At 65.8% G+C, this 12,592-nt stretch carries 7 protein-coding genes; 2 read left to right on the top strand and 5 right to left on the bottom strand.

Annotated elements, in window-relative coordinates; genetic code table 11:
* Positions 1–39: 39 nt before the first annotated feature.
* The gene (locus V6V88_RS09610; RefSeq protein WP_338619053.1) at positions 40–264 is read right to left on the bottom strand and encodes a DNA-3-methyladenine glycosylase; all 225 of its coding nucleotides are present in this window, start codon (positions 262–264) and stop codon (positions 40–42) included.
* Between the two features lie 263 nt (positions 265–527).
* Here V6V88_RS09610 and V6V88_RS09605 point away from each other — a divergent pair, with 263 nt between their 5' ends.
* Together V6V88_RS09605 and V6V88_RS09600 are read left to right on the top strand one after the other, a co-directional pair.
* A complete protein-coding gene (locus V6V88_RS09605; protein WP_338619052.1) occupies positions 528–1,205 on the top strand; it encodes a response regulator in 678 nt (225 codons plus the stop codon).
* A 100-nt stretch (positions 1,206–1,305) separates the two neighbouring features.
* Positions 1,306–1,554 carry a hypothetical protein gene (locus V6V88_RS09600; RefSeq protein WP_338619051.1) on the top strand — a complete coding sequence of 83 codons (249 nt, stop codon included), beginning with the start codon at positions 1,306–1,308 and terminating at the stop codon, positions 1,552–1,554.
* Between the two features lie 192 nt (positions 1,555–1,746).
* Here V6V88_RS09600 and V6V88_RS09595 read toward each other — a convergent pair whose 3' ends face one another.
* From V6V88_RS09595 to V6V88_RS09580, 4 genes are all read right to left on the bottom strand, one after another.
* Positions 1,747–2,133 (bottom strand): hypothetical protein, encoded by a 387-nt coding sequence (locus V6V88_RS09595; protein ID WP_338619050.1) that lies wholly within the window; start codon positions 2,131–2,133, stop codon positions 1,747–1,749.
* Positions 2,130–2,540: a M15 family metallopeptidase gene (locus V6V88_RS09590; RefSeq protein WP_338619048.1), complete on the bottom strand. Its 411-nt coding sequence runs from the start codon at positions 2,538–2,540 to the stop codon at positions 2,130–2,132. The genes V6V88_RS09595 and V6V88_RS09590 overlap by 4 nt, the downstream gene beginning before the upstream one ends.
* Positions 2,541–2,603: 63 nt before the next feature.
* Positions 2,604–10,781 carry an LPD38 domain-containing protein gene (locus V6V88_RS09585; RefSeq protein WP_338619046.1) on the bottom strand — a complete coding sequence of 2,726 codons (8,178 nt, stop codon included), beginning with the start codon at positions 10,779–10,781 and terminating at the stop codon, positions 2,604–2,606.
* On the bottom strand, positions 10,768–12,591 hold the full coding sequence (locus tag V6V88_RS09580) for a hypothetical protein (RefSeq protein ID WP_338619044.1): 1,824 nt from the start codon (positions 12,589–12,591) through the stop codon (positions 10,768–10,770). The genes V6V88_RS09585 and V6V88_RS09580 overlap by 14 nt, the downstream gene beginning before the upstream one ends.
* Position 12,592 lies beyond the last annotated feature (1 nt).

Here is a 12,592-nt window from a genome sequence, read left to right as displayed (position 1 = left end):
CCGTTTTATGACGATGCGCGGGCCACGTCAACCCGCGTGTCAAGGCGGCTTCATGGCATTGGCCCGGTAAGCCTCGGCGCGTGCCAACGTGCGATAAAAGTCTGCGCCGGCATTCACTAACGCGTTCATTTCACGGGCGCTGATTTTGGACTCAATGGAGGCCAAGCAGACAGCGCACTTGGATAGCACTTCAGCCCAGTCTTCAAACGGCCGCACTGACGCAGCCCGGGTAATCATCTTTTCCAAAATCTCATCCGCGTCCATTTTTCCACCGCGAGCCCTGACAGGATGCGTCGTATCCGCAAACGTCGTTCCCCTCCCCATCAGGCTGTTGCCAGTCAGCCAATGCGGGAGAAGACGAAAATTCTTCCCATCGTGCAAATTCTTACCATTGGGTGCACGGCGCGTAAGCCGCGGCAGGCCTGCTTTTCATGGCGCACAGATGTGAGGAGGTCTTCCCGCACTATTGCAATGAGGCGCAAGAAGGCGAACACTGGTTATCCCCCAACCGGAGGACACGGCCATGCTTGAAGAAGTCCGACGTCAAGGCGCCGCCGCGGCCCGAATCGGTCTCACAATCTGGGATTGCCCCTTTATCCATGCCAGCGCAATGCCTGCGCACACCGGCGAGCGATTTTGGGATTGGGAAGCCAAAGTTCACGCATGGGAGGAAGGCTGGATACAGGCCTCGTCCGATCGTGTCGAAAAACAGGACGCATAAAATCGCACGCCGCGCGCCGTCCGCCGCTGATCGTGCTTCGTCTCCCTGTATGTTGGTACAGTTGGGTCTTGGCTCGACCCAAAAGCGCTTTACAGCGAGACAGTATTTTGAGGCCGATATCATGCGAATTTTGATCGTAGACGACGATAGTTTGTCGGCGGAGTTAACCGCTGAATGCTTGATGATGGATGCTGACGTATCCATCGAAATCGCGAGTGACGGCGCGTCCGCCCTAAACGTCGTCGGTTCATTCGCGCCTGACGTCATCCTCTTGGATGTGCACTTGCCGGATGTGTCCGGGATTGAACTGGTCGCACCGTTGAGAGCTTCGTGCCCTACCTCCGGCGTGCGAATCATCATTTTGAGCGGAAGTGTTCGGGACGACGCTGTGACCACCTGTCCTGAAGGGGTCAGCGCCTGGCTTGAAAAGCCTGTCCATATCGATACTCTTCTGGAGTGTGTGTCGGGCAAGCCTAGCGCGTGATGTCTGACGGTGCCCTTGTGACCACGATCGCCTCGGAGACACGCATTGTGGGCGGGAGTTCGGCCATTTTTCGAGAACGAGGCAACCTTGGGAGCGATTCATGCGCGAAGCGTCAAGCGGCTCAATTAGCCGGATAGTCCGGACGGAAGTCGGCCGACTGAAAGGCACGCCCGGGGTCATGATTTTGCGTGTGGAACACCTACCCCTGGCCGAGGATGCCAGTGACACCAGGCCGGAGGTGACGGTGTTCGTGATGGATCACCGCCAGGCATCGGTTCTCGAAGAGCAAATCTTGGAATCCTTTGGCACATTCGATGCAAGTCCCTTCGATCCAGAATCGAGAAGCTGACTCGTTGCGCTTCGCGCGCCATCCCATAAATCTCTATATTTTCCGGGCCACGCCTTCACCGTCGCGCTGTGGCGCGCAGCGCACACGGCGTATCGCACCAACACCTGATCCTGCACCCAAGTTTGCCATTCGTCATAGCTCGCAGGCGCTTGCGGAGGATCCGGAATCGACGGGCATGGCGCTGCAAGGGCGCTATCGAGTGGCGGTACCGTTCGTGGCACGTACAGCGTCCGTGAGGGTGCGCACGCGGTCAACGTCAGGCCGGCAGCCAGCAGGCAGAGGATTCGCATTTTTCAAGGCCGTGGAGAGTGCGCCGATCGACGCAGTGAGTTCGGGACCGACCGCCGCCGCAGCGCGAGCGTTCTCGGCCATCGCCTGCAAGTCTTGGTTGGTTTGCTGGATCGAGGCACGCGCCAGGGCCAAGTCGTCGACAGCCCGGTCCAATTGCAACTCGGCCAACTCTTGGCCGTGGGACGCAGCAAGCACGTACCAGGCAGCACCTGCCCCTGCCACCGCCGCCGCGGCATACCCTTTCCATCCGCTCAGAATGCCTACCAGCTTCCCGCCGGCGGCCATCATGCTGCTACCTTCCAGCCGCGGGGCAGTTGGAAATGTGGTCCGTCCTTGAGCGTCTTCCAGTCCCCGCCCCACTCCACCGGCACGCCTAACTCCGCGGCGCAGGCCTTTACCACGTCGGCCAGCTCTTTAAACCTGGCCCATTCGTTCCACGGAATGGCGCCACCAACAAGAGGCGCCAGATCGACGGCATGGCCATAGCCATCCGCTTGGCGAAGGTGCAGGCCGTTCAGGGTTTGGCTCTTGCCTGCGCCCACCAGCTCGCGCTGGCGCTCCGGCGTCCGTAGGCCTTCGACCACCGTGAAATCCACCGCCGTGCGTTGAATTGCCAGTTTGACGATTTCGACAAGCTGGGGGTGTACCCCTTCCAGGCGCTGCAAGCTGCGCGCCGACAAGGCGAATCCAGACATAGTTGCTCCTCAAAAAAAGGCGCGCCCGAAGGCGCGCCGTTGCTCAGAAAGGGTTTGGTGTCGTCAGGGGCGCGCGGCTCGCGCGCGCTCGTCCGCCAGCATGGCCAGCCGATTGCGCGCGCGGTACAGCAGATCCAGCTGCGCGCGCTTCTCCTCCGGCTCGAGGTCGGCGCGCTCCAGTGCTTTGATCTTGGTGTTCACGTCACGCAGTTGGCTGTCGGCAGTCTTGAATAGAGCGCGCACGCGCAGCTGCTCATCGCCGGCCAGCTCTCGCGCACGCTCCAGGTCGCCGAGCTCGCGAGCCTGCGAGTAGGCGGCATAGATCTGGTTCACTTCCCGCTGCTCGTCGTAGAAGCGCTGGATGTACTTGCTGCTGCGCGGGTCGGCCTCCTTGACGAAGTCGCCGACGACGAACCAGTTGTCCAGGCGGCTGAGGTCGCGCCGAGGGTTCTCCGGCAGGCCGGACAGTGGCCGGGCCAGATGGTCGGACACGTTGAGCGCCTGGGTGCCCAGCCAGCCGAAGTAGCCACGCGCCAGGTGCTCGACTCGCTGCGGCGAGACCCCCAGCGCCCGGCCCAGCGCCACCGCGCCGGCGGAAGTCGATGCCGTAAAGCGATCGCCGGCCGGCAGACGCTGCTGGCCCACGCTGTCGATGTCGCGCTCGCGGAAGGAGTCATGGTTGAACGCCGCTTCCATGGCGGGCTTTACCAGTTGGGGCACGGGGTTCATGGATAGCTGCTCCGTCAGGATGGCGCCCACCGTGCGGCCGAAGTCGCGCAGGCGAAAATCATCGCCGCCAAACGCCAGCTCGGTGCCGCGCTCGACGACGCTGCCCAGGGCGCCAATTTCGAACGGCTTGGGGATGTAGACGAACTGATTGGTGCCGGGCAGCTTGGTGATCCAAAACGAGTTGCGCGCCCAGTCAGGCAACTGCTTGTAGTCGTCGTCGTCCTTCATCCCCAGGTAAAGCAGCGCCGACGCCATCGCGACGGCGCCCGTCACGGCGGCAAATCGGCCAGGGTCGGCGGCCGCGCCGCGGCCCAGCTTGTACATACCCTGCAGGCGAGCGTTGAAGAACGGCACGACCTGGGACAATAGGCGGATTGCCGAGAACGTGCCGCCGGCGGTGAAGTCCATCAAATCCCGCGCGGCGTAGCTGGCCTCCAGGTGGCTGCGCCCGGCTTTGCGCGCCTGCTGGTAGATCGCCGCGCGGTTGATTGTCTCCGCCCTGTCGCCTGTTTCCTGGTACCAGTCGAAGGCCTTTCGCAACGCACGCCCCATACCGGCGGGCGACGTAATCACGTCGTCGGGGTGGGCACCCAGCTCATCCACAAGACGCTTCACGTTGCGGGCGTTGCCGTCGTTGAAGGATCCGAACCGGACGGCGCCGCCGCCCGCCATCAACCGGCGCCAGGTGTCGCTTTCGGACCCCGTCGCTTTCCAGCCTTCCGCCAGGTTGCGCAGCGGGTTGACGGACAGATTGCTGTCGATCGACATGGCCTGGATCGTGTCGCGCAGCAGGTTGCGCACGCGGAACGTCGGGCTGATCGTCACGCCCACGGTCAGGGCGTGCTTGAACTTGCGAGCCGCCTTGGTGAATGGGTCATTGGATCCCGCGTAATGCAGAGCCGTGAGCGCGTTCATCACCAGCGGATCGTCCACGAGGTAGTGACGCTCCTGGCCGTTGAACATGGCCCGCACGCTTCCGCGCTCGGCTTGGCGCACGCGCGTGGCAATGCCGAGCTTTTCCGCCTCTTGCAGGGCACCCTGCGCTGCCAAGTTCTTCATGCTGGCCGAAAGCAGGTGGGACCAGTTGGAAACGGTGTTCGCCACCAGGTCGCCCAGCTTGTCGGTGCCGCCTTTCAGGCGCTTGTACGCGTGCTGGCCGACCAGGCCACCAATCTGGCCAGGCCCCATCGTGCCGGTGGCATCGTCCTCCATGACGCGGTAGAACGGGACGTAGAACTCGCTCTCCCACAACTGGCGGGCGCTGGGATCGACCAGGCCGGCCTCCTGCGCCACGTCCAGCACGGAGCGCTGCAGGGAGTTGAACTCGTTCAGAGCCTCACGGTACACCGCCGCGCGGTCGCGGCCATCGGCCATCTTGCCGGCGGCGAGGCGCTTGCCGGCCGCAATGTCCTCGGGTGTGAACAGGCGTTCGCGCGACGCAGCTTCGGCCTTGGCGCCCGGCCACTTCGCCGCCTCTGCACGCGCCGCGGCTTCGTTGGCGAAGCGCTCGGTCACGCCATTGTCGAATTGCACTTGCCATTCCGCCGCCAGGCGCTCGGCTCGATTGGCTGCAATCCAGGCCATGAAATGATCGTGCTCGCCGTTCAGGCCGGCCAGGATCTCCGCCAGGCCTTTCCCGCCGGCGGTGTCCAGCGCGCCGTCCTGCAACTTGACGGCACCATGGCGGACTAAATACTCCGCTGCGCCGTCCGCACCCTTGGACAGGCGCGCCTGCATGTAGGCGGTTGCGCTGATGCCTTTGAGCGGCGCGAACTGGTCGAAGATGCCCTGCACCAGCTTGGCCTGCCACCGATCGGACACCTTGGCCAGACGTTCCTTGATCGGATCTTGCTCAGCCCATGCGCCGATCTTGCCCAGGAACTTGTTGCGCTGGCGGCGCTCGATGTCCGAAAGGGATTCGCCGGGGCGCGCGACCTTGGCGCCGCGCTTGGGCTCGCGTGGGGCGCGCGGTTCCATCGGCGGCACGCCCGCCGTGTCGGAAGCGGCGCGCGATTCCATCGGCCCAGAAGTAGAAAGCCCCGCACTTGGCGGGGCTTCGTCCTGGCGCTCCGATGTTAGAGCGGCAGCGGATCCTTCTTCAGCAGCCTGCTTGCCAGCTCCATCGAATCGTGCATGTCTTTCAGCAAGGATTCGGTCTCGGACGGCGTCAGGCGCGTCATGCTTGGCGAGATAACGACCTTCCGATTCTGTGAGCGCGTCGAAGCCGCGGCCAGTGGCTTCGCGGAATTCTTGTTCGACATCGCCATAGCGGGCTCGCAATTCAGAAAGTGTTTCGGGGGACAGCCGCAAGGTAGCACTGTAGAGTTTGCCAGTCAACGCGAACGAGCCGACCACCCGCCCCCCGTTTTGCCGGATGTGCGAAGCGAGCGCTGCAAGGGTTCCGCCCTGCGTCAGGGTGTCATCCACGAGGAAGTACGCCCTGCCCGGCTGCACCTCTCCATCAAATTCAGGCTGCTGAAAAATTCGGCCCATACCATCCAGCGCCGTCCGCTTGGCTCTGACGGATTGATAGATCCCTCTGTCCACCGTCAGACCCAACTGCTGGCCAAGAGCCATAGCGGTGACCGCGGGAATCTTGTTGGGGCCAGCAGCCTCGACCGCCAGCACGGGCACGATGACTGGCTTCTCGTCGCCGATCGCCGCGCGCACCTGTTCGACGGCCTCACGCGACAACACGTCTTTGAGAAGTCGATACGCCGCCTCGGTGTCGCCGGCCTTGGCAGCACCGTGGTCGGGGTGCTTGCCGGCGGTGCCCAGCCGTTGGCCGATCACGGTCGGAGGCAGGTCGACGGGTTCCGCGCCACGGCGCGATTCCGCAGCCAGGGAGGCCGCCGCCTCCTGCATGCCCGCGCTCACGCGAGCGGCTGGCGCACGCTGCAAGAATCGGCCGGCATCGATCACCATCTGTTTGATGTCGATGTTGGTCAGCTTCAGATTCAGGCCGAGCCGTCGCAGCGCGGCTCGGATCTTGCCGTAGAGTCGCTCCAGGAAAACAGGGCGCTGGCCCTGCTCCGCCATCCGGGCCAGGACTTCGCGGGCCCGGTTTTCGGCGGAGTAGTCGGGGTAGCGCAGCGTCACCGCTTCGAACGTGGCGTAATGCGGATGATCCGGGCCGGCGTTGCGCGGGATGTGCGCGCCGTCAGGCGCCCGCGCTAGGCGGCGCACGTCCGCCAGAACCTCGCCGAAGCGATCACCCAGCACCGCCTCCACGCCGAAATGTCCGACCACCTCATGCGTCAGGACCTGGTGCAGACGCTCGGCCGTCGGTAGGTTCTCAGCCACCAGGTAGATGCGGCCGCCGTCATTGGCTGGGTAATAGGCGCCCTCGGCAAGGAGGGACGGCTTGGCCCCTTCCGGGATCTGGTCCACGCTTTCCACGACGGACACCCGAAGGCTGGCCGCGCCAGGCAGCTTGCCCATGAAAGCGTCGGCAACTTTCGTGGCCTCGGAAACAGAAACCCCGGCGCGGGGCCGGGGTTCTTCAGCTGAGCGCCGCTCTAGCGGTCGCGGGCCATTCAACAGGGTGCGCTGCCCGCGCGCCTCCGCTTGGTCCGCCACCCGATCACTCCCCGTCAGGACGAAGTCGTCGCGGGCCGCATCGGCTGCCGCATGCTGGTCGGCCGCTCGAGCCTGCGCAGCATTCTCCTGCTCTCCGGCGGCCACCGCCTGAGCTGCATTGCGTAGCCCGTCGGACGTCGGGCTCTCCAGTGTCAGCGCTTGCGGGCCGCCCGCGCGATCACCTTCTGCGCCTGGTCCGTTGCCTCGCGCTCCCGGTTGGCCTGCACCGCGCGAAGAATTGCCAGTGTCCCGTCGGCCATACGCCGCTGCTTGGGACTTAATGTCGGCCTCGTAGAGTCCGGCGTCGCCGTCGGCTCGGATTGAGGCACGCTCGATGATGGCTTCTTGGGTTGGGACATCCGTAATTCCTTGTTCGCTCAGATAGACGGCCGCATCGAACTGTGCGGCCAGCTCCAGCGCTGTCGTGCCGGCGGGCATGGCGTCGATGACGCCAAAAATGTCCTCGGCCAGCTTCTGCTTGTCTTTCGTATCGCTGAACCGTTCGGCTTGGCGCTCAGCATACGCGCGGCGGGCTGCCTCGTCCATCTGCTCCAGTGTGTAGACCGCCTCACCTTCCAGGGCTTCGCGTACGCGGTCCATAGCGGTGCCCGACAGATCGACGGTGTCGCCGTCCATCGGCAGATATCCCGCCTGCTGCATGGCCTCCACCAGCATGTCGGCATCCATGCCCCCCCTGCGGAACAACCCGGGCGCGCGGCGATTGGCCAAGTGCGCGCGATCGCCGTAGATATCGGCTGCCAGCTCCGGCCGGATACCGCCTGCTTGCCGCACCATCTGGAGAAAGTCGCGCCGCGCATCACGCCCGAAATCCGCGGCGGTGGACCCGGGCTCTGCGGCGGGCGCTTGCCCCGTGCGCGGCCGGGCGACGAATCCACCCTCGACTGGCACCGGCTCCGCGTTTCCATGCGCGGTGGCGGCGCGCTGTGCAGCGCCTCGCGTGAGAAACGGCCGGCCATTTTTGGCGGTGATATCGGGCTCGTACACCAGCGTGCCAAGCCCGGATTCTGCCGCGGGCCGAGTGGTGTCGCTATCGGCCAGCCAGCGCTTGAACGTGGGCATGTCCATCTGCGTGACCTTGCCCATACCCCGCCAGTCCGGCGTATAGCTGTCGCGATATGCGCGTTCAGCGTCCTCCCGGCTGTCGTAGCCCAACATCACCTTGGATTCATCGAACCCGCGGTGCCCAGGGTCCACCTGGTCGATCACGAACACCGGGCCGCTGAAGTTGGGCGACGTGCCCGGCCGCACGAATACGTCGACCTGGTCACCGTCTGCGCCTTCCGTGCGGCGGATGTAGCCGTAGTGGCCCGCCATCCGGTTCACCCATGCGGTACCGTCCGGCGCGGTGCCGCGACGCTCTGACCCCTCCGGATTCTCGATCGACAACTCCAGGCCAGCCACGCGCGTGCGCCCGACCTTGTAGTTGCCGGCCTCCTTCTGAGCTTCCGACGGCTCTGGCCGGCCATTCGTAGGTGAGGTCGCAGCCTCGTTCGCAGCCGTGTCGATCGCCGCGCCTGGATGGCGCGCGCCGGCGGCGGCCACATCGGGCGTCAGGCCCATGGCCGCCTGACGTTCCAGCTCGACACCCCGCTGGCCGGCGGTCGCGGCGACGCCGTCCGCATCCACCTGGTACACGGGCGCCGGCAACGCGCCTCGCGCTGGAGCACCGGCGAGGGCCGCGCCCACCCCTTCGGCGAGCTGCTCGGCCGTGTAGGGTTGCATGCCGTTTTCGTGCCGGATGATGGCCGTCGTCAGGCGTTCCAGCGTGCTGTGGTCGCTCAGGTCCAGCCGCTCGCCAGCGTCAACGCCCAGGGCGCGCGCGACCTGCTGGACATAGGCGCCCGTGTCGTTCTCCGACGGCGGCGCCCAGCGATTCACGATGTCCTGCACGGTGTCCAGCCCGTGCTGGCGTTGATAGGTCAGAAGGTTGCGCGCAGTGGCCCGGATTCCGTCCTCCGGCGTCGCGAAGGTCGCGAAGCGCGGATCATTGCCTTCCACCTCGCCGGCGAACGCGACACCCTTCTGGATGTTGCCGGGGTTGTTGTTCCGGATTCCACGCGGGGCATTGGCGGGCATGCGCCAAGATTCGCGGGCCGAGAAGCCATCGCCGGCGGCATAGCCATCCGGAGCTGGCAGCACATCACTTCGCGCCGGCCTATCCGTCGGCTGACGCGGCGCATCATTGGACAGCGCAGGCGTTGGAGGCAGCGGGTCTGAGGCCAACTCCGATAGGCGAACGAAATACCCACGACCATCACCCGTCCGGATCCGCGCCAAAGGCTCCCCGCCTGGCCGCGCAGTGGCAGCGTTCCGCTCCAAGCCCAGAAACTCGACCGGCAGTTCCTGGCCGTTCTGACGTAGATAAATCTGCTGTCCCCGCGTGAATGAGTCGCCCGCCTTGGTCTTGCCAGGCGTTGCCGCCTGCGCCTGTGCGGCCGACCGTTGTGCCTTGGCCAGCTCGACCGCAGGCACGTACGACTCCTGCTGGTTCACGCGCACCCTGGCATATTGTTGCCCGTCGGCCCCTGCCTCCGGCTCCATGCGTATGAACTCCACCGGAACGCCGTTCCAAAAGACCTGCTCGCCTCGTTCATACATCGGCGTGGTCTGTGTCGGCTCGGCAGCCCCATCCGCGTGGACAGGCGCTTCCCGTCCTCGGCCCGGACGCACGATGAAGCCGTTATCGTGGCGCATGACCTGGGCATCGCCACCCAGCTCCGCCGCACGCTGGCGCGCCGCGCTGGCCGTGACAAATGGCCTGCCGCTGGCGTGCATCACGTCGCCCGCCTCCAGAGAAGGCGCCACGCGCACCCCACGGTTTCGTACCCCATCGGCCGCGCCATGGATTGCACCAGGGCCCACGCCGACGACAAAGCCCAGCGCGGCGTTGCCGAACGAGCCATCCAGTGGGTCCAGGTCCGTGCCAGCGCCCGCGTTGATGCCCTTCTGCGTTGCGACACCTTCGCCGACTTCCTGGATAGCCTCCTCAGCACCGGCCAGGCCAGCGCGGCCAACCGTCTGCGCGACTGCCCCTCGGCCGCCCAGCACGCGGCCCGCTGGTGACAGGATTCTGCCGGTTGCAGCACCGCCGGCGGCAGACACTGGAAGGGTTCGGACAAACGCAGCATCCTCCGCCGCGGCGCGCACGCGCGCCCGCGCCTCCGACGGCGTCAGCCCCTGGGCGAGCAAGTCGCGAAAGCCGGACGAGGCCGCAGCCAGCTGCTGGTCGTCCATTGCGTCGATGGTCTCGCGTGCCTGTTCGATGGCGCTGCCGCCGCCCATCGCGCCGCCCGCGCCCGCGCCGGCCGCCATGCGCGCCCCGACGCCAGCCGGGCCGGCTGCCAACGAAGCCGCGATCGGCAATAGGCTGGAGCCGCTGGCGTTCAATGCCTGAAGCGCCAAGCCCGACGCCGAAGGGTCTCGGCCAAGCGTCCACGTGTCCGGCTTGTCCAGGTCACCACCCGGCTGCGAGTCCGCCTCGCGCTGCTTCGCCTCGGCGCTGCGCGAATCAAGCACGCGCTGCCCCAGATCGCGACTCGCGTCCGCCGCACCTTCCAGCGGATTGCTGGGAATTTCCAGCCCGGCGTCGAAGGCCTGGTTGAGGGCGGTAACCCCCACACGCCCCAATCCTTCGGCCACCTTTCCAACACCGCGCACGGCGCTGCCCGCACCCTTGATTGCGCCGCCGGCGAAGGTCTTGGGATAGTCGACGAACTCGATGCCGCTGGCGTCCTGCTTTGGCTGCTGGAAGTCGGCAACGCGGAACGTAAACGGGGCGGTCATCGGAGCGGCGCCAGCGGGCGCCTTGACGTCCGAGAATCGGACCTTCAGATCCTCGCGGGCGCCCTGATGGCGCGCGTCCACGTTGTCCTTGAACTCGATCCCCTCGTCGGGGCTTTCAAAGTTGTCCATCTACACCTTCTCCGTTGGCACGCCCCATGGCAGCGCGCGTGATTTCGGACCGTTCCGTGGCCCGTGCCCAACTGTCTGCGGCTGCCCGCTCAGCGGCCCGCGCCAATTCGACGTCGTTCTCTGCCTGTTGCAGAAGGGCAGCGTGCTTGGCCCGTGCCTCGGGGCCGGCCTTCAGGCCCGGCGGCTTGGTGCGCAGCTTCCGCACAATCGCTTCCGCCTGATGCAGCTGCGCCCGGGCGGCATCCAGTTGCACGCCTTCGGGCCGGTCAGCGTCCTGGTCAGAGGACGAACCGCCTGATGCTGGCGCGCTCGCCGGACCTGCGCCGGCCGACGTGCCTGCCGCGCGTGCGGCCCCTGCGGGACCTGCGGCCGCAGTCGCCGCCGACGGCGCGGCCTGTGCCGTGCCGGCGCTCGGCTGCCCCCCTAGTGCGGACACCGGCGCGGCCGAAAGCCGCGCGCGAATCTGTTCCTGCACCTGCTTGGGCACGACGGAAACGGGCAGTCGGATTAGCTGGCCCTCGTGCTCAACACCGAACCCAAACTGACGGTCCCCCAGGCGGATCGGCACGATGTCCGCCGTCCCTGCCTGGACCTGCTGGGCAAGGGAAGCCAGGTTTCCGGCGGTGAGTACTTCCCCTTCCGGTGTGCCGGCGTTCAAGCGGTTGATGTTCTCGCCGGTGGCGATGATTCCGCTGACCTGCTTGCGCTGGTCGTCGCCCAGGCCTTCCAGGCTGTCCACCTTAAAGATCCGCATGACGTGGTTGGCGAAGTCCTTGTTGGACGTGACCATCTTGGGCTTGCCGGCTTCGCTTCCCTCTGCCCCTACGCGCATGCCCCCTTTGCCATCGGGCACATACAGCGTCTGATCCTTGCCTAGGACGCGCGGCTTTCGCAGCTCCTCATCGCTGCGCAGTTGGCTCTCCAGCAACTTGTCGCGGCGCTTTTGCTCCGCTTCCCACAACAATTTCGCTTGTTGCGCGACCATCGCCTGCTGCGCCTTGGGATCGCTCACGCTGCGCACGAAGTTCTGTAGCATGAACTCGCTGATGGGCTGCTGGACCGGCTTGCCAGTAGCGGTGTCCACGCCGACGAAGTCGTACACGGGCGCGCCGCCGGCCTGCTCGGCACGCTTGTTGATGGCGGTCACCTCGATGCCGCCGGGCATGAATCGGTTCACGAACGGCACATAGGAATTGGGGTCGCCCGTCAACTGATAGCGGCTCTGCGCGGCGTTGAAAGCCTGCTCCCGATGCTGGCCGACAAACTTTTCGCGGTCGGCCAGCAGTTGCATGGCGCGCCCGGGCTCGCCCAGCTCAAGTGCCTTGCGGTAGGCCCGCGTCAATCCGTCCGCGATCTGGCCGAATTCGCCGCCGCCGAGGTAGTCAGCTGGTTGCGGACTTTTTTTTTCAGCCGATCCCGCCATGGCTGGGGCGACCGGCTGGCGCAGCCCGGTCCCCCCGAATGCACCTGGCGCCGAATCCGCCAGGCCCACGGCGCTGGCATCCAGCCCCCGCGCCGTATCCATCGCCGCAGGCGCACCGACAGCAACAGGTTGCAGCCCCCAGGTGTCGCCCACTGCTGAGCCGTTGGGCACAGATTGCGCAACCTGCATGCGTTCCAGTCCGGCCGGTGCACCTTGCGCCGCATTACCGGCCATGGCTTCCGCGATCTCCTTTTCCACCTGCTTGCGCTTCTCATCGGCTTCTCGCGCGAGCTTCCTGTCCTTGGCGGCGTCATACGCCTGTCCGATTGCCATGCCATTGCGCAGCCCGTCGGCCAGGCCGCCTGCAAAACTTCCGTAGTTCGCCATG

The organism is Achromobacter sp. E1 (assembly GCF_037039475.1).
Lineage (GTDB): Bacteria > Pseudomonadota > Gammaproteobacteria > Burkholderiales > Burkholderiaceae_B > Achromobacter > Achromobacter mucicolens.
The sequence above is the reverse complement of the archived record's forward strand: the minus strand, read 5'-3'. Positions and strand labels throughout refer to the sequence as shown.